Raw genomic sequence first — 22,772 nt, forward strand, 5'->3', positions numbered from 1 at the left:
AGGCTACCGGGCACCGTCCGGGGTCCGACGGGCATCATGAGGACATGCGATTCCTCGTCCGCCTCGTCGTCAACGCCGTCGCGCTCTGGCTCACCACGCTCATCGTCAGCGGCGTCACCGTCACCCCGTTCGGTGACGGCGACACCACCGCGGTCGTGCTCACGTTCCTGCTCGTGGCGTTCGTCTTCGGACTCGTGAACGCCGTCATCGGCACGATCATCCGGATCGTCGCGTTCCCGCTGTACATCCTGACGCTCGGCCTCATCTCGCTCATCGTGAACGCCGTGCTGCTGCTCATCGTCGCCGGCATCTCGGACGCGATCGGCTTCGGGCTCGAGGTCGAGTCCTTCGGCTGGGGCATCGTCGGCGCCTTCGTGCTCGCCGTCTTCTCGTGGCTGATCGGGCTGTTCGTGCGGCCGGTGCTGAACCGCCCCCGTCCGTGACGGGGTCGGCTGCCGGGCCGACCGTCCAGGGGGCGGTGGGCGACGACGCGGACCGCACCGTGCCTCCCGAGCGCACCGCCGTCGCGGAGGCCACTTCGTTGCGCCATGATGTGCACATGAGCCCGGACGCCGACGCCCCGTTCCGCGTCTCGTTCGTCTGCAGCGGCAACATCTGCCGCTCCCCCATGGCCGGGATCGTGTTCGCACAGCTCGCCGCCGATGCCGGCATGGCCGACCGCTTCGTCGTGGAGTCCGCCGGGACCGGGGACTGGCACGTGGGTGAGCCCGCCGACGAGCGCACGATCGCGGCCCTGGCAGCGCGCGGATACGATGGCAGCAGGCATCGCGCCCGCCAGTTCGACCCGGACCGGTTCCCGGACCTCGACCTGGTGGTCGCACTCGACCGCTCCCACGAACGCGTCCTGCGCTCGTGGGCACCGACCATGGACGACGCCGCCAAGGTGACGCTCCTGCTGCGGTACGACGACGCCTGGCCCCAGCAGACCGACGTGCCGGACCCGTACTACGCGGACCGGCACGAGTTCGACCGAGTGCTCTCGACCGTCGAGCGGGCCTGCCGGGCGCTCTTCCGCCAACTCGAACCGGCAGTCCGTCAGGGAGCCCCATGACCCCCCTTCCCCCGCAGCCGATCAGCCCGCTCGACGGGCGGTACTACCCGGTCGTGCACACGGTGGGCGAGCACCTCTCCGAGGCAGGCCTCAACCGCGCACGCATCGTGGTCGAGGTCGAGTGGCTCATCTTCCTGACCGACCACGCGATGTTCACCACGTCGCCGCTCAGCGTCGACGACAAGGCCGCGCTCCGCCGGGTCGTCGAGACCTTCGGGCACGAGCAGATCGCGGAGCTCGCCGAGATCGAGGCCACGACGCGGCACGACGTCAAGGCCGTCGAGTACTTCGTCCGTCGCCGGCTGTCCGAGCTCGGGCTGGACGCGATCGCCGAGCTGACGCACTTCGCCTGCACGAGCGAGGACGTCAACAACCTGTCCTACGCGCTGACCGTGCGGGACACCGTCGACCAGGTGTGGCTGCCGGCCTACCGCGCCGTCCTCGCGGCACTGCGGACGATGGCCGAGCAGCTCCGGGCGGTCCCGATGCTGTCGCACACGCACGGCCAGCCCGCGACGCCGACGACCCTCGGCAAGGAGCTCGCGGTCGTCGTCTACCGCCTCGAGCGCGTCCTCGCGCAGATCGAGCACGGCGAGTACCTCGGCAAGTTCTCCGGCGCGACGGGCACCTTCTCGGCACACCTCGCCGCCGACCCCGAGGCCGACTGGCCCGCGCTGTCGAAGGAGTTCGTCGAGGGCCTCGGCCTGACGTGGAACCCGCTCACCACGCAGATCGAGTCGCACGACTGGCAGGCCGAGCTGTACGACCGGGTCCGGCACGCCAACCGCATCCTGCACAACCTGGCGACCGACGTGTGGACCTACATCTCGATGGGGTACTTCACGCAGATCCCGGTGGCGGGTGCCACGGGGTCGTCGACGATGCCGCACAAGATCAACCCGATCCGGTTCGAGAACGCCGAGGCGAACCTCGAGATCTCGTCGGCGCTGTTCTCGACGCTGTCCGAGACGCTCGTCACGAGCCGCCTGCAGCGTGACCTGACCGACTCCACCACGCAGCGGAACATCGGTGTCGCCTTCGGGCACTCGCTGCTCGCGCTCGACAACCTGCGCCGCGGGCTGGGCGAGATCGCCGTGAACGAGACCCGACTGGCCGAGGACCTCGACGGCAACTGGGAGGTCCTGGGCGAGGCGATCCAGACGGTCATCCGCGCCGAGGTCACCGCGGGGCAGTCGAACATCGAGGACCCGTACGCGATGCTCAAGGAGCTCACGCGCGGCAAGCGCATCGGGCAGGACGAGCTCGTCGCGTTCGTGAACGGCCTCGACATCTCGTCGGGCGTAAAGGCGCGCCTGACGAACCTGACGCCGGCGACCTACACGGGTCTGGCCGACGAGCTGGTCGACCACCTGGACGTGTAGCGCTCCGCAACACGCAACGACGGCGGTTCCTCGCAGCGGTACACCCCTGCGAGCAGCCGCCGTCGTTGCGTTTCGCGAGAGAGCGCGAGCAGGCGGGGCGGACGGGAGGCACGGGGCGGCCCCGCCGCGCACGGCACCACGTCAGGTGGTGACGGAACGCGCCTCGGCGACCAGCGCCTCCAGGACGGTGCGGACCGCCGGACGGACCGCGCGGTCCGGACGGACGAGCGCCTCGATCCGGCGTCCCGCCCGGACGTCGGCGAGGGTCGCGAGCCGGAAGCGACCCGGCGCCCGGGTGCCGGAGGTGTACCGCGGCACGAGCGCGATGCCGTGCCCGGCCGCGACCAGGTTCTCGATGACCGGCAGGTGGATCGTGCGGAACGCGACGGACGGCGGGGTGTCGGAGGCCGCAGCCATCGCGGTGAGCACGCGGTCGATCGGGTAGTCCTCGGGCACGCCGATCCAGGTCTCGTCGACGACGTCCTCGATGCCGACGCGCTCGCGGCCGGCCAGGGGGTGGTCGAGCGGGAGCGCCACGTCGAGCGGCTCACGCAGCAGCGGGACTGTCTCGACCGCGGCACCGTCGGCGCGCCGTGCTCCGTCCGGCCGGTGCCCGATGACGACGTCGTGGTCCGCGGTGAGCGGGGCGAACTCGCCCTCGCTGACGTCGACGTCGGACAGCTCGAGTGCGATCCCCGGGTGCTCCCGCATGCGCGTGAGGAGCCCGGGCAGCAGCAGCTCGGCCGCCGAGGGGAACACCGCGAGGTCCACGGTCCCCGTCGCACCGGTCAGGTGTTCCGTCCAGGCCGACTCCACCGTGGCCAGTGCGGTCGCGACCCCGGCCGCCATCCCCGCGAGCGCGCGGCCGTGCTCGGTCAGCCGGACCCCGCGGCCGACCCGCTCGACGAGCGGGACGCCGGCCTGCCGCTGCAGGGTGCGGAGCTGCTGCGAGACCGCGCTCGGCGTCCGGTGGGTCGCGGCGGCGACCGCGGTGACGCTCCCCCGTTCGGCGAGCTCGCGGAGCACCGGGAGCAGGGCGATGTCGAAGCCGACCATGCAGGGACCCTACAACGACCCTGTCGAACCGTGCGCTGGTGCTACCGCATCGGGTGCGGGACGATCGACGGGTGCTCTTCCGCGACCGCATCCTCGCCCTCGTCGTCGCCGTGGCGTGGGGTCTGAACTTCCCCGCGACCGCGATCGCCCTCGACCACTGGCCACCGTTCCTGCTCGCCGCCGTGCGCTTCACGCTGCTGGCCGTCCCGACGGTCCTGTTCGTGCCGAGGCCGAAGGTGCCCTTCCGCTGGATCGTCCTGGTCGGGGCCACCCTCGGAGTGCTGCAGTTCGCGTTCCTGTACCTCGGGATGGCGGCCGGGATGCCGACGGGCCTCGCGTCGCTGGTGATCCAGGCGTCGGCGCCGTTCACGGTCGTGCTCGCCGGGGTCCTCCTGCGGGAGAAGCTCACCGCGCGACAGGTCGTCGGGGTGTCCGTCGCCGTCGCGGCCCTCGGCGTCATCGCCGTGCACCGGGCGCAGACCGCGGCGCTGCTGCCGGTCGTGCTCGTGCTCTGCGGTGCCCTCGGGTGGGCGCTCGGCAACGTGGCGACGCGGCGGACCGGTCCGGTCAACCCGCTGCACCTGACGCTGTGGTGGGCGGTCGTTCCCCCGGTGCCGATGTTCGCGCTGTCGCTGCTCGTCGAGGGGCCGGCGCGGGTCGGGCAGGCGTTCGGCACGGCGTTCACGGTGTCGGCGCTGCCCGCCGACCTCGGGCTGCTCTACATCGTGGTCGCGGGCAGCCTGGTCGGCTACGGGATCTGGTCGCGCCTGATGGGGAAGTACCCGTCGAGCACGGTGGCGCCGTTCTCGATGCTCGTGCCCGTGATCGGGGTGCTCGCGTCGTGGGCGGTGTTCGACGAGGTGCCGGACGCGGTCGAGGTGGTGGCCGGAGCGGTCGTCGTGGTGGCGGTGCTGTGGTCGTCACGGACCGCCAGGGTCGTGCCGGTGGTCCCCCCGCAGGCCGTCGAGACGCCCGAGCCGGTGCCGGTCAGCCCCGGTGCTGGCGGCGCTCCGCGATGATCTCGGCGAGCGCCCCGTGCAGGTGCGGGTACCGGAACTCGTAGCCCGCCTCGAGCAACCGCGTCGGCACGACCCAGCGGCTCTTCAGCACGAGTTCGGTCTCGGTGCGGATCGCGAACGACCCCAGCTCGAGCATCCAACGCCACGTCGGCAGGCCGAAGCGGCGCCCCACCGCATCGCGGATCGTGGCCATGACCGTCCGGTTGTCCGAGGGCTCCGGACTCGACACGTTGACGGGTCCCTCGATGTCGTCGTGGTCACGGACGAAGCGGATCGCCCCGAGGACGTCCGCGATGTGCACCCAGCTGAACCGCTGCCGCCCGTGGGTGTGCCGGTCGTGGTGGTAGGTGCCCGCTCGGAGCCGGGAGCGGGTCGGGAACCACGGCCCGTCGTACTGGGGTCCGCCGAGCCCCGCCTGCGCGAGCCGGAGCAACGGGACGAGGGCGCTGCCGTCGCCGAGCACGATCGCCATCCGGAGCGCGACCCGTCGGGTACGGGGCAGGTCCGTGCTGGACAGGGCGTCCTCCCAGGCCTTCGCGACCGAGACCGAGAAGCCCTCGCCGAGCTCGCCGGTCGCCTCGTCCTGCGGCCGGTCGTCCGCGTGCCGGTAGATGGTCGCGGTGGAGGCGTTCACCCACAGCGGCGGCGGGTGCTCGGCGGTGCGGATCGCCTCGGCCAGTTCGAGCGTCGTGTCCACCCGTGAGCGGATGATCTCCGCGCGGTTCCGCCGCCCGTACCGGCAGTTCACGCTCTTGCCCGCCATGTTCACGACGAGTGCGGCGCCGTCCACGAGCTCGCGGATGCGGAGCGTGTTGCCCCACACGGCGTCGCCGGTGCGACCGATCGTCACGACCTCGTAGCCCTCGTCGCGGAAGGCGGCCTGCAGGTACCGCCCCACGAAGCCGCTCGCTCCCGCGATCACGGCACGGCGCTTCTGGTCGTTCATCTCGTCCCCCGTCCTTCGTCCGGCGCGATCGCGTACCGGAACGCCCCCTCGTACCGGTACAGCGTGCCGACCACCGGCGCACGGAGCACCAGGGACACGCGCTGCACGTCCGCTTCGTCATCGAATCGTTCCAGGAGCGTCACACGCGGGGCGACGAGGGCCGGGAGGCTCCAGCCCCGTCCCAGCGCACGGAACGTCACGCGCGTGGAGACCAGGCGCAGGGCGCCCGCGTCCGGACCGGTCGTGTCGACCTCCGCCCGGAGCAGCGCGCTGACGCGCCCGCGACGCCCGAGGTGGTCGACGAGGCCCTCCGGCTCCGCGGTGATGGCGTCGACCATGGTCCGGTCGCCGGACCGGAAGCGGAAGGTGCGCAGTGCGCGGACGGCGACCCGACCTGCTCCGTCGGCGTCGGCGGTGTCGCCGGGCGCCGCGGAGGTGGCGCGGGAGGCGGGGGCGGGTCGCGCCTCCCGGCCGGTGGCGGTCCCGCGACCGACGTGGACCGGGCGGTTCTCGACCGTGAACGGGACGTCCCGCTCCCAGACCGGGAACACGACCGCGTCGCGGGCGAACCACGCCAGGACCGGCCAGAGCCAGCGGCGGGGCGTCCCGACGACGGTGAACACGCCCTCGCCGCGGCCGACGTGGCCGGGCGGCACGGGGCCGAAGTACGTGCGGAGCGCGGGGTGCAGGCGCCCGAGGACCTCGGGTGCCGTCGTCAGCTGGTAGGGCGACCGGGTCACGTCCCGAGCCTGGCACGTCGTCGGTGCGACTGCCTACGATCGGAGCATGGGACACGACCACGGCGGGGGCCACGCGCACGGCCACGCCGGCGCCTCCGAGCGCGCGCTGCTCGTCGCGTTCTGCATCTCGGCGACCATCCTGCTGGCCGAGGTCGTCGGGGCCGTCGTCACCGGCTCCCTGGCGCTCCTCGTCGACGCCGGGCACATGGTCGTCGACACCGGCGGACTCGGCATCGGACTGGTCGCGACCCGGCTCGCCCGCAGGAGCCCCACCGCGCAGCGGACCTGGGGGTTCCAGCGGGCCGAGGTGCTCGGGGCGACGGCACAGGCGGCGATCCTGCTGGCGGTCGGCGTCTACGTGGTGATCTCGGCGGTGCAGCGGTTGTTCGTTCCCGAGGAGGTCCACGCCGGGCCGCTGCTCGTGTTCGGGGTCGTCGGGCTCGTCGGCAACCTGGTCGCGTACGCGGTGCTGCTGCGTGCCTCGGGCGAGGGCTTCACGTCACGGGCGGCGCGGCTCGAGGTCCTCAACGACACCCTCGGCTCCGTCGCGGTCATGGTCGCGGCGGTCGTGCTCATGGTGACCGGGTGGGAACGCGCCGACTCGGTCGCAGCGATCCTGATCGGCCTGCTCATCCTGCCGCGGGCGGTCCGGCTGCTGCGTGAGACGGCGAACGTGCTGCTCGAGTCGACGCCGCCTGGGCTCGACCTCGACGACGTGCGGGCGCACATCCTGGAGCTCGACCACGTGCTCGAGGTGCACGACCTGCACGCGACGCTCGTCGCGACGGGCGTGCCGAACCTGACGGCGCACGTGGTGGTGGACGACCACTGCTTCTCGACGGCGCACGCGCCCCGGATCCTCGACGAGCTGCAGCGGTGCGTGGCGGAGCACTTCGACGTCCCGGTGGAGCACTCGACGTTCCAGCTCGAGCCCGTGTCACACCGACGGCACGAGCACGAGGTGCACGCGTAGGGCGATCCCCGGTCAGCAGCCGCCGTCGTTCGTGGGGAACGCGGTGATGACCCGGTCGGTGGTCGCCGAGACGATGACGCGCACGTTCGGCTCGGCGGAGGGCCGCGAGCCGTCGTCGAACCGGACCGGCGCGGCGAAGCACACCTTGCCGTCCCCGGCGTCCTGCGGGTACCCGGTGGGCGGGGTCTCGAGGACGGACCGCACGGCGGTGAGCATGGCGTCGTCCCAGTCGCGCTGGCTGCGTCCGGCCAGGACGTCCCGCCAGTCGGCGGTGTGCCGGGCGCGGATGTGCTCGTAGCCCTGGCCCGACGTGCCGCACTGCAGGACGACCTGCCCGAGTGCCGCGGTGTCGTACCGGGCGACCGCGGCGCGGTTGTCCCGGTCGCAGCGGTCGAGCACGCCGGCCCCGGGCAGGTCGGGGCCCGTCCGGGTGATCGTGACGGTGCCGTCCCGCGTGGCGCCGTCGGCCGCGGTGGCGCTCGGCGTGACGGTGGACCCGCCGCCGATCACCGGGTCCTCGCCGCTGCGCTGGGCGGTCAGGGCGAAGCCGCCCGCGACGAGGCCGGCGGCGACCACGGCGGCGACCGCGGTCACGAGGGGGCGTCGGCGCTGCTGGGGCATGCGGTCCAGTATGCCGGGCGGCGCGGGTGCGGCCGGCATGGCCGGCCCGGGGCAGCGGCGTGCGGCGCCGGGTGGCGCGGCGGCGTGCGACGTGCGCACGGACGGCGCGGTGCCTGCGGCGTGCGACGTGCACACGGACGGCGTGGAACCACGGGAACGACGTCGAACCAGCCCGATCGACTGGTTCGACGTCGCGGTCCTGGTTCGACGCACACGGCCCGCGGCCCCCGCGTGGGTCGCGCGGGCGTGGCCGGCCCGGGGCTACTCCGCCCGCGCCGCCAGCCGGACGCCCGCGACGAGCGCCAGGACGACCACGAACACCACGTACCCGAGCAGCACCGGGAGTGTCGGCACGACGAGCAGCGCCGCCCCGACCGCCACCACCGGCACGGTCAGCCCCGCGTAGGCGATGAGGAACGTCGCCGCGAGCACCCCACCGCGCCGCTCCGGACCGACGAGCGACCCCGCCCGGGCGATCGACGCCCGGAACAGCAGGCCGACACCGGCGCCGGCGACGACCCCGCCGCCGATGAAGCCGGCGACCTGCAGGAGCACCGCTGCCCCGGCGAGCACGACCAGCCCGGCGACGAGCAGCACGAGTCCGAGGCGGATCTGCCGCTGCTGCGAGAGCCTCGCGAACACGATCTGCGACACCGCACTCGCGGCGAACACCCCGAACGTCGTCGCTCCGGCGGCCAGTCGGTCCGTCACGTGGAAGGTCGTGCCGAGGAACGTCGGCGCCACCGAGGTGAACAGCCCCTGCACGGCCAGCGCTGCGAAGGCGGCGGTCCCGGCAGCCCAGAACGTCCCCGCCTGGCCCTCCGGCGCCGCCATCCGCTGGGGACGGTACCGCACCGGCTCCGCGGGCCGGTCGACGGTCTCGGGCGCGGCCAGGACCACCACGAACGCGACGGCCAGCGCGACGACGAAGACGACGTAGGGCACCACGAGGGGCTGCGGGACGAACTCGGCGAGGGCCCCGCCGACGAGCGCCCCGAGCGACAACCCGCCGAGGTTGACCGCACCCGCGGCGACGCTCGCCCCCTGCGCGGACGCCGACGAACCGGTTGCCCGGACGCGGAGTTCACCGAGGTGCGCCGTCGCCGTCGCCGTCAGGAGCCCGACCCCGAGCCCGGTCACCAACCGCGCCACGAGGAGCCCGGCCACGTCGCTCCAGAGCAGGAACAGCACGGCGGCGACGAGCTCGAGGGCGATCGACACGAGCACGAGCGGACGACGCCCGTGGACGTCGCTGAGGTGTCCCGCCAGGAACAGGGAGACGACGACCCCGACGCCGTACGCGGCGAACACGACCGTCGTCGTGAAGGTCGGGAAGCCGTCACGCGCCTGGTAGACGACGTAGAGCGGGGCGGGGACGGTCGCGAACGCCATCACCGACAGGAACGCGAACGCCACGGCCCAGAAGCCGAAGCCGTGCCGACGTCGGGAGTGCGCGCGGCGGCCGCGCGGGGCGGGGACGCGTTCGGAGGCTGCGCTCGCGGTCGGAGCGGAGGCGGTGATCGAGGACATGGTCCGATCGTGCCCGTGGAGCGTCATCGAGTCCAACGGATGCTCTTGATGACCTCCATCGACCTGATCGATACTGGAATGGTGGAGACCCGCCTACTCGAACAGTTCGTCGCCGTCGCCGCGGAGGGCAGCGTCACCCGAGCCGCCGAACGGCTCTGGGCTGCGCAGTCGACCGTCTCGGCGGGGATCGCGTCGCTCGAACGATCGCTCGGAGTACGGCTGTTCGACCGCACCGGCCGGCGGCTCGTGCTCACCACCGCCGGCGAGGACCTGCTCCCCCATGCCCGCGCCGCGCTCGACGCGCTCGACCGCATGCGCGACCTGGCGACCGTCGACGACGCCGACCTGCGCGGACGCGTGCGCCTCGGCATCTTCACGAGCATGGACATCGTCGACCTGACCGGGGTCCTCCGACGCTTCCGGCAGCGGCACCCGCTGGTGGCCGTGGAGCTCATGACCTCGCCGTCCGGAACGACCGGCCTCGTGCAGGACCTGGTCGCGGGTCGACTCGACCTCGCCTACACGGGCCTGCCGTCGGTGCCGCCGGGCATCGTGGTCGAACCCCTGCGGGAGATGCCGTTCCGGGTGTTCACCGCCGCGGACCACCCGCTCGCCGGACGCCGGTCGGTGTCGCTGTCGGAACTCGCCGGCGAGCCCTTCATCGACACCGCGCACGGCTTCGGCAACCGGATGATCCTCGACGCTGCGCTCGAGCGCCTCGGCATCCGGCGGAGGATCGTGGCGGAGATGAACGACATGCCCGCCGTGATCCGGTTCGCCTCGGCCGGACTCGGTGTCGGGGTCGTCCCGGACTCGGGCGTCCGGCACGACGGCGCGGTCCTCGAGCTCGAGGACGACGTCGAGCCGCTGCGCATCGGCCTGGCGATGCGGTCCGGCTCGGAACCGAACCGGGCGACGCGGACGCTGGCCCGCGACGTCGTCGCGGCCCGGGTGGGTTGAGATCCGGGCGGAGGGTCGCGTCGAGCGCGTCCCACCGACGGACTGGAGGCACGGGGTCGGGTCCCCACGCGCCTCCAGGCCGTCAGTCCCCCCAGATCTCCCCGACGATCGCGGGCAGGAGCCCGTTCGTCGGGAAGTCGGTCTGGCCGATCGTCACGGTGATGCCATCGCGGTACAGCGTCGTGGCGGTCTGCGGAGCGGTCGACATCTCGTCCGTGATCGTGGAGGTGCAGACGCGACCGCCGAGCCGGTCCGAGCACGTCCCGCCGGCCGCCACGACCTGTTCGTCCGCGCTCGTCCGGTGGATGTCGATCGACAGTGCTGCGGCCGTGCCCTCGTTCTGCCACCAGCAGCTCAGGCTCCCGTCGGGAGACGTGAGCCCGTGGAGACGGTCCTCCGGGGTGGTGTCCCGCGGGACGCCGTCCTCGAACACCGTCTCGATCAGCCGAGCCGCGCCGAAGAACCGGAAGTAGTCGTCCTGTGGCACCAGCGACGAGCACGGTGCCGGGATCGGCACACGTTGCCCCGCCGGCGCGGTCGGGAGCGACGTCGGCCCCGGGGTCGGCAGCGGGACCGGGGTGGCGGTGATCGGAGCGGAGGTCGGGGTCGTCGCGGTCGGTGCGGGCGCCGGCTCCTGCGTCTGCACCGGCGCGGCAACCGGACGGTCCTGCTGCGAGAGCGTCAACGCGACCGCACCCGTCGCCGTGCCCAGTGCCAGGAGCGCCACGACGCCGACCACGACGCCGGTGCGACGACGGTGCCGCTTCGGCCGCGGGGTGGCGCGCTCGAGGACGGTCTGCTTCATCGCGACGAGCATGCGCTGCAGCTCGTCTCCCTCGGGAGGTTCAGTGTTCATCGTGCATCACCACCTTCTTCAGCCGGCGTCGGTTCCGGGAGACCCGCTGGGTGACCGCTCCCACGCTCAGCCCGAGCAGCTCCGCGGCCTCGGCGTACGAGTGCCCCTCCAACAGGCACAGCTCGCAGATCCGACGGTCGAGCTCCGGCAGCGCTGCGATCTCGTCCCGCACCCACCGCAGCCGCTCCCTCGCCTCGTCGTGCCCCTCCGGCGCGGCCAAGGTCTCCGGCAACTCGTCAGCGCGGTGCTTCGTGCGCTTCCGACCGGCGTTGAACGCGTGGTTCCGGCAGACCACGAGCAACCACGGCAACACGGTGTCCGCCGGCAGCTCGAGCGTCGACGCCCGCTGCCACAGGGTCAGGAACGCGTCCTGGACGATCTCCTCGACGTCCATCCGGTCGTCTGCGAGGGCCCAGGCGTACCGGGTGAGCGTGGGCGCGTACCGATCGAACGCTCGAGCCAGCGCCGACTTGTCGCCCGCCGCCATCGCCCGGACGATCGACTCGTCCGACTCCGTGGTCACGTCCACACCTCACCCCCTTCACCCAGAGGTGTCGGCAGGACCGGCGATCATGACAGGGCCGTGCCCAAACCGTGACCCCGGGCGTGTCGCGACCCGCCCGTCGCCGACGCCGACGCCACCGGGATCGCCACGTCAGTGGAAGTCGTCGCCCTCGGACCGTTCAGCCGGGGACTTGTGGCCCCCGAGCATGTCGTTGTCGTCCTGGTCGCTCGAGGCCGCGAGCTGCAGCATGGCGAGCACCACGACGACGACGATGAACGCCACCCCGAGGAACACCAGCGCGAGCTCGAACTCCCGGGTCGCGAAGAGGACGACCGCTCCGGTGAACACCGCGACGACCGCCGAGATCACGAGGAGCTCGGCGGGGCGCAGGCGGTCGCGACGGCTGGGAGTGGTCATGCGTGTGGTGCTCCGTCCGGGGCGGCAGCCGGAGCTGCCGTGCCCCACTTGTGCGAGAGTCCGGCGATCACGTGGAAGACCGCCGCGATGGCGAGGTATGCGCCGAGGAGGCCGACGAGGACGATCGCCGCGTCGAGCGTGCCGGTGACCTCCTCCACGCCGCCGAGCTGCTGGGAGTAGTCCGGCGGGGTCACGAGGAACGCGACGGCGAGCAACAGGGTGAGGCCGCCGACCGTCGTCCAGTCGCGGGCGAACGGCGAGCGGCCGCGAGCGCGGAGGCCCTGTGCGAGTTCGAGTCCGCCCGACAGGACGGCCCACCCCACGACGACCGTGATGAACGCCGGGAGACCCACGCCGTTCGTGGCGATCGCGGCGACACCGGCGACGAGGGAGACGACCGCCTGCACCAGGGTGGTGCGGCGCGACCGCTCGTCGAGGGGCATCCGGCGGAGCGCGGCCCACCCGAGCACGAGGGCGTCCACCACCACGAACCCGCCGAACAGGAGCAGGCCGTAGCCGGCGGCGTGGTTGGAGGAGAAGGTGATGACGAGGGCCACGACCGCGGCTGGGACGGCCCGGAGGACGGGGATCGGCCAGTACCGCGCGCGCTGGCCGGCGTCGTCCACGGAGTCGGACACGGGACCTCTTTCGGGCATGCGGATCGTGGTCCGAGTCTACCGCCGGGTCGACTGGGCACCGGACGGGCGCCACCGGGGGTCCGGCGGCGCCCGTCCGCTCAGCCCGTCCGCCCAGCCCGTCCGCCCAGCCCGTTCGCTCAGCGGTGCCTGCGGGGCTGCCGCGGGGGTCAGTCCGCGTCGCGACGTGCCCGGCGTCGCCGTGTCCACCACGTGAGGGCGCCCAACGCCGACGACGAAGCAGCCAGTGCGCCGAGGAGCCCGAGGCCCTGCGCGCCCGTGTACGCGAGGGCGCTGCGTGCCGGTGCCCCTCCGCCGGAGCCTCCGACGTCCGCCGCGGCCGGCCCCGGGGACGCGGACGCACTCGGCCCGGTGCCCGGGCCGTCGCCGTCGCGGTCGCCGCCGCCGCCGCCGTTGTCGCCGCCCCCGTTGTCTCCGCCGCCGTTGTCCCCGCCGCCGTGGTGGCCGTCGCCGTCGTTGTCGCCGTCGCCGTCGTCGTGGTCACCGTCACCGTCGTCGTGGTCACCGTCACCGTCGCCGTCCCCGCCGCCGCCGTCGCCGTCGCCCGGGAGGACACCGATGGTCACCGCGGTGGACGGGTCGCCGCCGTCGGGGTCGGTGGGCGAGGTCGCTGTCGCGACGTTCACCACGTCCGAGCCGTCTCCCTCGTACGCCTGGTCGAGGACCGCACGGATCCGGAAGGACGTGCTCTCCCCGGCCGCGAGCGAGCGACCGGACGCACAGGTCACCCGTTGTCCCTCTGCCGTGCAGCCGTCGTCGGAGCCCGCGAAGTGCATCGCCGAGGGCAGCTCGTCGACCGCGCCGACGTCCTCGGCGGTCGCCGGCCCGCGGTTCCGCGCCGTCACGAGGTACTCGACCTCGTCGCCCGGGGACACGCCCGTGGCGGGCGAGACGGACTTGTCGGTCTCCACCTGCGCGGTGGGTGCCGGCGTCGTGTCCACCGGGCTCGACGCGACCGAGACGTTGTCGGACTCGTCCACGTCGGCCAGGTGCGGCGCCGGAGCGATGGTCGCGGTGCTGTCGAGCGCGCCGCTCGCACCGTCGGGTACGCGACCGGTCACCTCGACCGTCGCCGACCCGCCACGGGGCAGGCCGAGCTCGGTGGCCACGTCACCGGTCCCCGAACCCGTGGCACAACTCGAGCCGGCCGCAGGCGTGCAGGTCCAGGTGACGTCCTGCAGCGCTTCGGGCACCGTGACCTCGAGCCGGCTCGGGTCGGAGGCGTTCGTGCCGTTGTTCGCCGCGCTGACCGTGTACGTGAAGGACTGCCCCGGCCGCGCCGACGCCGGCAGGTCCTGCGTCACGCCGAGGTCCGCCGGCTGCCACACGCGCACGTCGCCGATCTCGTGCACGTCGACGATGCTGCCGGTCGCCGCGGCGAACCCGAGCCGGAGCGTGGGCGGGAGCGGAGCCTGGCCGTCGCCGTGCAGCGGGACCCGGTCGAGCACGGTCTTCATCACGCCGCCGGTCTCCATGCGGACGCTGACGAAGAGCTCCCCGGCGTCGCCGGGTACCAGCGTCACCCGCACCCGACGTGTCGAGGGGCCGCCGGTCACGGTGCCGCCGGGCGACGGCGCTCCCTGCACGTACCGGTAGCCGGACAGCCCGTCCCCGGAGCCCCGGACCACGACGGAGTCCGGCCGGTTGCCGGGACCGGACCCGTTGATGGGCTTGGAGAAGTTGCCGTAGTGGTCGATCGCGACGGCTGCGAACCCGCCGGGCATGCCGGGGAGGTCGCACGGCAGGTCGCCGCCCTCGGTCGTGCTCGACCGGCACGCGTACCCGAGCGCAGCACCGTAGGCACCGACGCCCTGCTCGGCAGCACCGTCGGCGAGGAACAGCAGGAGGCCGTCGGCACCCGGGTCCGACGTGGCGGTGTACATCGCGTAGTCGAACTCGACCTCGAGCCCGAGGTCGGAGGGGAACGTGTCGTCCGTCGACCACGCGCCCGCCTGACCCGTGCGGTCCTCGGTCAGACGGAGGCGGTCCTGGACGATGCTGGCGTCACCGCTGAGGGTCCCGCCGTCGGGCTTCGTGAACCGGTTGACGTACGGGAACGTCAGGGTGTCGGCGGAGGAGCTGTCCGGCGTGAGCGCCGGAGCGCTGAGGACGCCCAGGGCGGTCAGGACGCTGGCCGCGGCGAGGAGACGCCGACGGGGTCGACGACGGGTGGTCGGATGCTGGATCGCTGTCATGCCCCGATCGTCGCGATCCAGCAGGAGTGCACGGTCGCACTCGGCACCGTCTGGGGAGACTGCCCACTGCAGCGCGGCCTGTGCAGGAAGGCCGCTCGGTCAGTCGAGCCAGACGGTCGTCTCGCCCGGCAGCAGTCCGTCGCCCGCGTCGAGCGGTCCGGACGCGAGCACGACCGTGCCCGCCGGCATCGGCACCGGACTCGTCCCGAAGTTCGTGACGGACCGCCACCCGTCGTGCCGCGCGAACGCCACGACGTCGGCGCCGACATCGACCCAGGTCAGCTCCTCGCCGCGCTGGAGCCGCCGGCGGGCCGCGGTGGCCTGCCGGTACAGCGAGAGCGTCGAGGCGGGGTCGCCGTCCTCCGCCTCGACCGACGAGGCACCGAAGTCCTCGGGCTGCGGCAGGTGCGGGGCGACGGCGCCGAAGCCGAAGGACGGGCCGGTCCGGGTCCACGGGATCGGGACACGGCAGCCGTCCCGCCCCTTCACGGTGTGCCCGGTGCGGATCCACTTCGGGTCCTGCAGGCGCTCGTGCGGGATCGCCGGGGCCTCGTGGAGCCCGAGCTCCTCGCCCTGGTACAGGTACGTCGACCCGGGCAGCGCGAGGATCAGCAGCGTGGCCGCCCGCGCACGGCGTTCCCCGCGCGCCCGGTCGAGCTCCGGGTCGGTGCCGTCGGTGAGCAGCCAGGCGTCGGTGTCGGTGCCGTCGGGCAGCCCGTACCGCGTCGCGTGCCGGACCACGTCGTGGTTCGAGAGCACCCAGGTCGAAGACGCGCCCGACTCCTCGGACATCGCGAGGTTGCGGTCGATGATCGTGCGGAAGGACCCGGCGTCGAACGGCGACTCGAGCAGGTCGAAGTTGAAGGCCTGCCCGAGTTCGGTCGGGCGGGCGTAGAGCACGCGTCGGGGTGCCGGCGTCCAGGCCTCGGCGATCGCCGCACGGGGCGGGTCGTACTCGTCGAGCACCGCGCGCCACGTCGCGAAGATCTCGTGGACCTCGTCGCGGTCGTACAGCGGGTCGGAGCCGTCGAGCGGCAGCGCCTGCTCGTTCGAGGGCCGGTAGGGCGTCGCCAGGTCCTTCGCGAGTCCGTGCGCGACGTCGACGCGGAACCCGTCCACACCGCGGTCGGACCACGTCCGGAGCGTGGTCTCGAAGTCCGCGCGGACCTCGGGGTTCGACCAGTCGAGGTCCGGCTGCTCCGGCGCGAACAGATGCAGGTACCACTGCCCGTCGGGCACCCGGGTCCAGGCACTGCCGCCGAAGTTCGACACCCAGTCGCTGGGCGGGAGTTCCCCCGATTCCCCCGCGCCGTCGCGGAACACGTAGCGGGCGCGCTCCGGCGACCCGGGCGCCGCGGCGAGCGCCTGGCGGAACCACTCGTGCTGGTCGGAGGTGTGGTTCGGCACCACGTCGACGATCACGCGGACGTCGTGCTCGTGCGCGGCGCGGATGAACGCGTCGACGTCGTCGAGCGACCCGAGTCGCGGATCGACGTCCCGGTAGTCCGCGACATCGTACCCGCCGTCGGCGAGCGGCGACGGGTAGAAGGGCGACAACCAGACGGCGTCGACGCCGAGCGACGCCAGGTACGGCACGCGACTGGTGATGCCCGCGATGTCGCCGAGCCCGTCGGCGTCCGTGTCCGCGAAGCTCCGCGGGTACACCTGGTAGACGACGGCCTGGCGCCACCAGTCCGGGTCGGTCGTGCGCGGGCTGCTGGCGGGCGTCCGAGGGGTGCTCACCCCGTCAACCTACCGACGGGCGACCGGTCGGGAATGCAGCGTCGACCGTTGGCATTGGTTGTCGCTGACACCATCGTCGTGACCGGACGGTCACGCCGGAGAAGGGATCCCCCATGACCAACGTCCTCGTCCTCGTCGGCAGCCTGCGCGCCGGCTCCACCAACCGTCAGCTCGCGGAGGCCGCCGAGCAGCACGCTCCGGAGGGCATCGCGCTCACGACCTTCGACGGCATCGTCGACCTGCCCTTCTACAACGAGGACATCGACGGCGACACGCCGCCCGCCGCAGCGGTGGCCTTCCGCGACGCCGTCGCAGCCGCCGACGCCCTGCTGCTCGTCACGCCCGAGTACAACGGCACGATGCCGGCCGTGCTGAAGAACGCGCTCGACTGGGGCTCGCGCCCGTTCGGCGCCTCGCCGCTGTCCGGCAAGCCGCTCGCCGTCATCGGTTCGGCGTTCGGTCAGTACGGCGGCGTCTGGGCGCACGACGACGCCCGCAAGTCGGCCGGGATCGCCGGCGCGAAGGTGCTCGAGGACGTCAAGGTCGCCATCCCGCAGTCGGTGGTCCGGTTCGCCGAGACCCACCCGCGCGAGGACGCCGAGGTCGTGGAGCTCCTGCAGGGCGCGCTCCGCGCCCTGGCGAGCGCCGCCGAGGAGCGCGTCGCGGCGTGAGCCGCACCGGTCGCCGTCGGGTGACCACGCAGGGACGGGAGGCGCGGTGCCAGCGGACACCGCGCCTCCCGTCCGTCACGTCGTCGCGTCGGTGGCCGGTCGACGCCCCGGATCACTAGACGGACGAGATACCAGAGGGGTTACCCTGAGCGGCATGACCACGCAGGAGATCGCGGAGCCGTCCGGGTACTGGTTCCCGGACGACGACGCCACCCAGCGCGGCGTCGCCGTGCTCAACGCCCTGCGCCGGTACCGTTCCGCGGAGACCGCGATGCGGCGGCGGACGCGTGACTCGATGGGCATGGGCGAGACCGACCTGCTCGCCGTGCGCTACCTGCTGCAGGCGCAGCGAGCCGGGCGCATCGTGAAGCCGAAGGACCTGTCCGCCTACCTGAAGATCTCGTCGGCGTCGACCACCATCCTGATCGACCGGTTGGTGAAGTCGAACCACGTCCGGCGTGCCCCGCACCCGACGGACCGTCGGGCACTCGTCATCACCCCCACCGTCGAGACCGACGACGAGGTCCGCGCGACCCTCGGCATCATGCACCGGCGCATGATGGACGTCGCCGAGGGGCTCTCCGCCGACGACGCCCGTGTCGTCGCGACGTTCCTCGAGCAGATGCGCAGCGCCGTCGACCAGGTCGACCCCGTCCCGGAGCACTGACCGGACGGTCGGAGCACCACGGGGGACACCCCGCTTCCACGTGCTCTGGGAACGCCGCCCGCGAGACCGCGTAGACCGGAAGGGTCACCGACCGCGAAAGGAGCCGATCATGCACGCATCGGACAAGCTCGCCGCCAACCTCCAGGCCGTCCTGGTGGACCTCATCGACCTGCACCTGCAGGGCAAGCAGGCCCACTGGAACATCCTCGGGACCAACTTCCGCGACCTCCACCTGCAGCTCGACGAGATCGTCGACGCAGCACGCGAGTTCGCCGACGACACCGCCGAGCGCATGCGTGCGCTCTACGCCGTGCCGGACGGCCGCTCGGCCACGGTCGCGCAGTCGAGCCACCTCGACCCGTTCCCCGAGGGCGAGGTCGCCACGCACGACGCCATCGACCTGGTGACCCTGCGCCTGTACCAGGCCACGGGCACCATGCGGGACGTCCACGACGAGGTCGACGACGAGGACCCGACGACCGCGGACCTGCTCCACGGCTTCATCGAGCGCCTCGAGCAGCTCGCCTGGATGGTCTCCGCCGAGAACCGCGCTCCGCGCACGCCCCTCGCGGCGGCCACGAGCCCGGCGACCGCCGAAGCCTCCACCGCCTCCTGACCGTGGACCTCGGGATCCAGGGCAAGACCGCCCTGGTCTTCGGTGGCGACTCCGGCATCGGCTGGAACACGGCTCGCATCCTCCTGGCGGAGGGTGCGACCGTGGTCGTCACCGACATCGACCAGGGCCGGCTCGACACCAGCGCCGACCAGCTCGAGGCACCGCACGGCAAGTTGTTCGCCTTCGCTGCGGACGTGACGAAGGCCGACAGCCTCGCCGCGCTGCACGGGAAGGTGCGTGACGCCGTCGGCGAGATCGACATCCTCGTGCAGTCCTCGGGGGTCACCGGCGCCCAGGGCATGTTCCACGAGATCGACGAGCAGGGCTGGCTCGACACCATCGACGTCGACCTGATGGGCCCGGTGCGGATCACGCGCGAGTTCATCGGCGACCTGCGCAACGGCGGCTGGGGCCGCATCGTCTACCTGGTGTCCGAGGACGCCTCGCAGCCGTACGACGACGAGCTGCCCTACTGCGCCGCCAAGGCCGGGGTGCTCTCGTTCGCCAAGGGCCTCTCGCGGTCCTACGCGTCCGAGGGCCTGCTCGTCAACACCGTCAGCCCCGCGTTCATCCACACGCCGATGACCGACGCCATGATGGACAAGCGCGCGAAGCAGCTCGGCACCTCGTTCGACGAGGCGGTCTCGAGCTTCCTCGACGAGGAACGTCCGTACATGGAGCTCGGTCGCCGCGGCGAGCCCGAGGAGGTCGCGAACGTCGTGGCCTTCCTGTGCTCCGACCTGGCGAGCTTCGTCAACGGGTCGAACTACCGCGTCGATTCCGGCTCGGTCGCCACCATCTAGGAGAACCATGACGGACTTCCGGTACCTCGTCGTCGGAGGCGGGATGGTCGCCGACTCGGCCGCACGCGGCATCCGCGAGATCGACCAGGACGGCTCGATCGGCATCATCAGTGAGGACGTCGACCGGCCGTACGCCCGTCCCGCGCTGTCGAAGAAGCTCTGGACCGACCCCGGGTTCAGCTGGGACGACAAGGTCGACCTGCACACGGAGGAGACCGGAGCGACGTTCCTGCTCGGGACCGTGGTGACGTCGATCGACCGCGCGGCGAAGACGGTCACGACCTCGGCGGGCGAGACCTACGGCTACGAGCGACTGCTCCTCGCCACCGGCGGGAAGCCGCGCAGCCTGCCCGGACTGTCGCCGTCGTCGCGGGTGCTCGACTACCGCAGCGCCGCCGACTACCGGCGGCTCCGTGAGCTCGCCGACTCCGGGGCCTACGTCGCCGTCGTCGGGGGCAGCTACATCGGCACGGAGATCGCCGCCGGCATCGTGCAGAACGGCGCCCGGGTGACCCTGGTCACCCCGGACGAGGTCCTCGGCGGGCACATGTTCCCCGCGGGGCTCGCACGTTCGTTCCACCAGCGGTTCGTCGACCACGGGGTCGACCTGCGATCCGGCCGACGCGTCGAGCAGGGGACGGAGACCGGCGACGGTGTGTCCCTGACGCTGGACGACGGGTCGGTCATCGAGGCCGACGCGGTCGTCGCAGGCCTCGGCATCGAACCGCAGACGCAGCTCGCCGCCGACGCCGGACTCACCGTGCGGGACGGCATCGTGGTGTCGTCGACGCTGCTCACCGACGACGACTCGGTCTTCGCCGCCGGCGACGTCGCCGAGTACCCGGACCGCATCCTCGGCACCCGTCGCGTCGAACACGTCGACAACGCGACGCAGCAGGGGCGCCAGGCGGGACGGAACCTGGCGGACGCCGACGAGACGTACGACCACACGCCGATGTTCTACTCGAACGTCTTCGACACGGGGTACGAGGCGGTCGGTCGGGTGTCGACGGAGCTGCACACCCTCGAGGACTGGCAGGACCCGGACACGACCGGCGTCGTCTACTACCTGGACGACGACGACACGGTCCGCGGTGTGCTGCTGTGGAACGTGTCGGGCAAGACCGACGAGGCACGGAAGGTGCTCGCGGACGCCAACGCGCTGACGCGGGAGATGCTGCCGGGGCGCATCACGCCGTAGCGCACCCCTGCGCATCCGGCCGAGTGGTCGGCGAGAGCGACGGTCCGCGCCCGGGTTCCGGGCGCGGACGGTCGCTCCGACGGACCGGTCCCGGATCCGAGTGGGGGGGCGAGTCTCGCCGCAGCGCGCGTCAGCGCCGGTCGCGCACCTCGGGCGCGACGTCGTCGACGACCTCAGCACGGTCCGACGGGTCCACCGGGATGCCGTCGCCGTCGGCCATCGCGACCGCGTGCGCCGACTTCGCGCGCTCGAGCTCCTCGTCGTCGCCCTTCGCCATACCGGCCAGCTCGATGAAGCGGGACTTCAGGACCAGCCAGGCGTCCTTCGGCCCGAGACGCGCCAGGTCCGACGAGGTCGTGGTGTCGCGGACACGCTTGAGCGAACCGACACCACGGTCGGTGATCCGTCCGGCGACGTGCGCCACGGCGAGCTGCGCGACCGCGTCCGCCTGCGCGTGCATCACCGAGTGCGCACCGCCGACGACCTCGCGGAGCACGGCGTGCGGGAACACCCGGGCGAGCGAGCGCACCCACTCGCGGGGCACCATCGCGTCGTGCTCACCGCGGATGACGAGCGTGCGCGCACGGACCTCGGCAGCGCGCTCCTCGATCGGGAACGCGATCATCTTCGGCAGCACCTTGCTGAACCAGTGCCAGCCGCACAGCGCGTACGCGGTGACGGCGTGCCAGCGCACCGCGGCCGGCTCGTGCAGCGCCGAGCGCAGGAACCGGAACGCCGACGTCGGGATGCTCCGCGCCCGGCTGTCCACGACGGGACTGATGAGCACGAGGTCGCGGATGTGCGGGTTCCGCGCGGCGACCTCCGTGACCACCTGGGTGCCCATCGAGTGCCCGACGAGCACCGGGTCCTCGAGCCGGAGCGCACGGATGACCTGTTCGACGGCGTCCGCGTACCGCTCGATCGACACGGCGCCCCGGAAGCGGGGGACGCCGGCGAACCCGGGCAGGTCGAGCGCGTGCACGGGCCCGTTCTCGTTGAGGTGCGGGGCGAGCCGCTCGTAGTAGGTCGCGGCGATGCCGAGCCCGGCGACGAGCACGAACGCCCGGTCGCCCGGCTGGCCGATCGAGCTCACCCGGACGTAGGTGCCGTCGACGGCGATGCGGTCGACCTCGACCTCGACGTCGGCGTCCTCGGCGTGGGCGAGCTCCCCCGCCGGGTCCGGGGCGGGATCGGACTGCGGTGCGTCCTGGTCGTGCACGGCGGCCTCCTGTGGGTTGGCGACCGCCCACGATACCGGTCGATCACCCGCCGAACGGAGAAGCGGGGGTGCCGTGCACTCGGGTCTCCACAGCGAAGACCGCGCCGGAGTGCGGGTACTGCTCCAGCTGCTCCTCCGTGCTGTTCTCGCGCGCGGTGCCGATGAACAGCGTCGACATGGTCGGCCCACCGAACGCGACCGAGGTGACGTTCGGTGCCGGCACCTCGACGGTCTCGAGGTGCGCACCGGAGGCGTCCCACCGCTCGACCCGCCCGCTGCCGTACACCGCGGTCCAGAAGCAGCCCTCGTCGTCGCGGACCAGCCCGTCGTGCGCCGCGCCGCTGACGAACGGCTCGAGTTCGCCGAGCTCCCCGTCGGGCCCGTAGGAGCCGCGGTAGATCGTCGACGTGCTCGTGTCCGTGACGTACATCACGTCACCGTCGGCCGACCACTCCATGCCGTTCGTCACCCCGAAGCCGCCGCGCAGCACCCGGGTGGTGCCGTCGGGCTCGACGGAGTAGAGCGCACCGGCAGGGTCCTGGTCGGAGAGGTCCATGCTGCCGACCAGGAAGCGACCGAACGGGTCGCACTTGCCCTCGTTGAAGCGCATCTCACCGGTCGCGTGGTGCACCCGCACGAGCTCGCGTTCCACCACGCCCTGCTCGTCCGTGAGCACCACCGTGTCGCCGAGGGCCGCGACGAAGCCGCCCTGCGCGCGGGGTTGGAAGCTCGCGAGGGGCGGCGGCAGCGCCACACTCGACTCGACCGTCCCGTCCGCGCGGGCGGTGGTGAGCAGCCCGAGCGTGATGTCCGTCCACCGGAGTCGCTCGGCCGCCGGGTCCCAGACGATGCTCTCGGCGAGCACCGCCTGCTCGTCGCAGAGGACGGTCACGGGTCCGGTCACGGCGTCGGTGTGCATGCGTC

General features: G+C 72.7%; 24 protein-coding genes. 11 read left to right on the top strand and 13 right to left on the bottom strand.

The genetic code is table 11. The features are described from left to right. Positions 1–44: 44 nt before the first annotated feature. From QUG93_RS10550 to purB, 3 genes are all read left to right on the top strand, one after another. Positions 45–443, top strand: a complete 399-nt coding sequence (locus QUG93_RS10550; RefSeq protein ID WP_289473853.1) for a phage holin family protein — start codon at positions 45–47, stop codon at positions 441–443. A 116-nt stretch (positions 444–559) separates the two neighbouring features. After that, the gene (locus QUG93_RS10555; protein WP_289473854.1) at positions 560–1,072 is read left to right on the top strand and encodes a low molecular weight protein-tyrosine-phosphatase; all 513 of its coding nucleotides are present in this window, start codon (positions 560–562) and stop codon (positions 1,070–1,072) included. Further along, positions 1,069–2,454 (top strand): adenylosuccinate lyase, encoded by a 1,386-nt coding sequence (gene purB / locus QUG93_RS10560; RefSeq protein ID WP_289473855.1) that lies wholly within the window; start codon positions 1,069–1,071, stop codon positions 2,452–2,454. Before QUG93_RS10555 ends, purB begins: the two co-directional genes overlap by 4 nt. 141 nt (positions 2,455–2,595) lie before the next feature. Here the strand turns inward: purB and QUG93_RS10565 are convergent, their stop codons facing one another. Continuing rightward, positions 2,596–3,510 carry a LysR family transcriptional regulator gene (locus QUG93_RS10565; RefSeq protein WP_289473856.1) on the bottom strand — a complete coding sequence of 305 codons (915 nt, stop codon included), beginning with the start codon at positions 3,508–3,510 and terminating at the stop codon, positions 2,596–2,598. Between the two features lie 71 nt (positions 3,511–3,581). Between QUG93_RS10565 and QUG93_RS10570 the strand changes: the two genes are divergently transcribed. Beyond that, positions 3,582–4,529, top strand: a complete 948-nt coding sequence (locus tag QUG93_RS10570) for an EamA family transporter (protein ID WP_289473857.1) — start codon at positions 3,582–3,584, stop codon at positions 4,527–4,529. On the opposite strand, the gene QUG93_RS10575 is transcribed toward QUG93_RS10570, so the two are convergent. Together QUG93_RS10575 and QUG93_RS10580 are read right to left on the bottom strand one after the other, a co-directional pair. After that, on the bottom strand, positions 4,498–5,475 hold the full coding sequence (locus tag QUG93_RS10575; protein WP_289473858.1) for an epimerase: 978 nt from the start codon (positions 5,473–5,475) through the stop codon (positions 4,498–4,500). The genes QUG93_RS10570 and QUG93_RS10575 overlap by 32 nt on opposite strands. Then, a complete protein-coding gene (locus QUG93_RS10580) occupies positions 5,472–6,215 on the bottom strand; it encodes a DUF4166 domain-containing protein (RefSeq protein ID WP_289473859.1) in 744 nt (247 codons plus the stop codon). Before QUG93_RS10580 ends, QUG93_RS10575 begins: the two co-directional genes overlap by 4 nt. Before the next feature lie 46 nt (positions 6,216–6,261). On the opposite strand from QUG93_RS10580, the gene QUG93_RS10585 reads away from it, so the two are divergent. Continuing rightward, positions 6,262–7,188 (top strand): cation diffusion facilitator family transporter, encoded by a 927-nt coding sequence (locus tag QUG93_RS10585; protein WP_289473860.1) that lies wholly within the window; start codon positions 6,262–6,264, stop codon positions 7,186–7,188. Between the two features lie 12 nt (positions 7,189–7,200). Here the strand turns inward: QUG93_RS10585 and QUG93_RS10590 are convergent, their stop codons facing one another. Together QUG93_RS10590 and QUG93_RS10595 are read right to left on the bottom strand one after the other, a co-directional pair. Continuing rightward, positions 7,201–7,809, bottom strand: a complete 609-nt coding sequence (locus tag QUG93_RS10590; RefSeq protein WP_289473861.1) for a hypothetical protein — start codon at positions 7,807–7,809, stop codon at positions 7,201–7,203. Between the two features lie 261 nt (positions 7,810–8,070). Then, a complete protein-coding gene (locus tag QUG93_RS10595; protein ID WP_289473862.1) occupies positions 8,071–9,339 on the bottom strand; it encodes an MFS transporter in 1,269 nt (422 codons plus the stop codon). Between the two features lie 48 nt (positions 9,340–9,387). Between QUG93_RS10595 and QUG93_RS10600 the strand changes: the two genes are divergently transcribed. After that, on the top strand, positions 9,388–10,299 hold the full coding sequence (locus QUG93_RS10600; RefSeq protein ID WP_289473863.1) for a LysR family transcriptional regulator: 912 nt from the start codon (positions 9,388–9,390) through the stop codon (positions 10,297–10,299). 82 nt (positions 10,300–10,381) lie between these two features. Here the strand turns inward: QUG93_RS10600 and QUG93_RS10605 are convergent, their stop codons facing one another. The 6 genes from QUG93_RS10605 to QUG93_RS10630 form a co-directional block, all read right to left on the bottom strand. Then, positions 10,382–11,155, bottom strand: coding sequence for a hypothetical protein (locus tag QUG93_RS10605; RefSeq protein ID WP_289473864.1), 774 nt, complete (start codon positions 11,153–11,155; stop codon positions 10,382–10,384). Further along, positions 11,145–11,678: an RNA polymerase sigma factor gene (locus tag QUG93_RS10610; protein WP_289473865.1), complete on the bottom strand. Its 534-nt coding sequence runs from the start codon at positions 11,676–11,678 to the stop codon at positions 11,145–11,147. Before QUG93_RS10610 ends, QUG93_RS10605 begins: the two co-directional genes overlap by 11 nt. A 132-nt stretch (positions 11,679–11,810) precedes the next feature. Further along, a complete protein-coding gene (locus QUG93_RS10615) occupies positions 11,811–12,077 on the bottom strand; it encodes a hypothetical protein (RefSeq protein ID WP_289473866.1) in 267 nt (88 codons plus the stop codon). Further along, positions 12,074–12,715, bottom strand: a complete 642-nt coding sequence (locus tag QUG93_RS10620; RefSeq protein WP_289473867.1) for a DUF308 domain-containing protein — start codon at positions 12,713–12,715, stop codon at positions 12,074–12,076. The genes QUG93_RS10615 and QUG93_RS10620 overlap by 4 nt, the downstream gene beginning before the upstream one ends. Before the next feature lie 167 nt (positions 12,716–12,882). Beyond that, positions 12,883–14,928 carry a hypothetical protein gene (locus QUG93_RS10625; RefSeq protein ID WP_289473868.1) on the bottom strand — a complete coding sequence of 682 codons (2,046 nt, stop codon included), beginning with the start codon at positions 14,926–14,928 and terminating at the stop codon, positions 12,883–12,885. 99 nt (positions 14,929–15,027) lie between these two features. Next, complete coding sequence (locus QUG93_RS10630) at positions 15,028–16,671, bottom strand: glycoside hydrolase family 13 protein (protein WP_289473869.1); 1,644 nt, start codon at positions 16,669–16,671, stop codon at positions 15,028–15,030. A 113-nt stretch (positions 16,672–16,784) separates the two neighbouring features. Between QUG93_RS10630 and QUG93_RS10635 the strand changes: the two genes are divergently transcribed. The 5 genes from QUG93_RS10635 to QUG93_RS10655 all read left to right on the top strand — a co-directional run bounded on the left by QUG93_RS10635 (position 16,785) and on the right by QUG93_RS10655 (position 20,629). Further along, positions 16,785–17,342, top strand: coding sequence for an NADPH-dependent FMN reductase (locus tag QUG93_RS10635; protein ID WP_289473870.1), 558 nt, complete (start codon positions 16,785–16,787; stop codon positions 17,340–17,342). A gap of 154 nt (positions 17,343–17,496) precedes the next feature. Continuing rightward, positions 17,497–18,009: a MarR family winged helix-turn-helix transcriptional regulator gene (locus tag QUG93_RS10640; protein WP_289473871.1), complete on the top strand. Its 513-nt coding sequence runs from the start codon at positions 17,497–17,499 to the stop codon at positions 18,007–18,009. 109 nt (positions 18,010–18,118) lie between these two features. Further along, on the top strand, positions 18,119–18,625 hold the full coding sequence (locus tag QUG93_RS10645) for a Dps family protein (protein WP_289473872.1): 507 nt from the start codon (positions 18,119–18,121) through the stop codon (positions 18,623–18,625). Between the two features lie 2 nt (positions 18,626–18,627). Beyond that, positions 18,628–19,428: an SDR family NAD(P)-dependent oxidoreductase gene (locus tag QUG93_RS10650; RefSeq protein WP_289473873.1), complete on the top strand. Its 801-nt coding sequence runs from the start codon at positions 18,628–18,630 to the stop codon at positions 19,426–19,428. Between the two features lie 7 nt (positions 19,429–19,435). Next, a complete protein-coding gene (locus QUG93_RS10655; protein ID WP_289473874.1) occupies positions 19,436–20,629 on the top strand; it encodes an NAD(P)/FAD-dependent oxidoreductase in 1,194 nt (397 codons plus the stop codon). 130 nt (positions 20,630–20,759) lie between these two features. On the opposite strand, the gene QUG93_RS10660 is transcribed toward QUG93_RS10655, so the two are convergent. Both QUG93_RS10660 and QUG93_RS10665 read right to left on the bottom strand, forming a co-directional pair. Next, the gene (locus QUG93_RS10660) at positions 20,760–21,848 is read right to left on the bottom strand and encodes an alpha/beta fold hydrolase (RefSeq protein WP_289473875.1); all 1,089 of its coding nucleotides are present in this window, start codon (positions 21,846–21,848) and stop codon (positions 20,760–20,762) included. A 43-nt stretch (positions 21,849–21,891) separates the two neighbouring features. Beyond that, positions 21,892–22,767, bottom strand: coding sequence for an SMP-30/gluconolactonase/LRE family protein (locus QUG93_RS10665; RefSeq protein WP_289473876.1), 876 nt, complete (start codon positions 22,765–22,767; stop codon positions 21,892–21,894). Between the last annotated feature and the right edge of the window lie 5 nt (positions 22,768–22,772).

The sequence above is a fragment of the Curtobacterium caseinilyticum genome, from assembly GCF_030363035.1.
In the GTDB taxonomy this organism is placed as follows: Bacteria; Actinomycetota; Actinomycetes; order Actinomycetales; family Microbacteriaceae; genus Curtobacterium; species Curtobacterium caseinilyticum.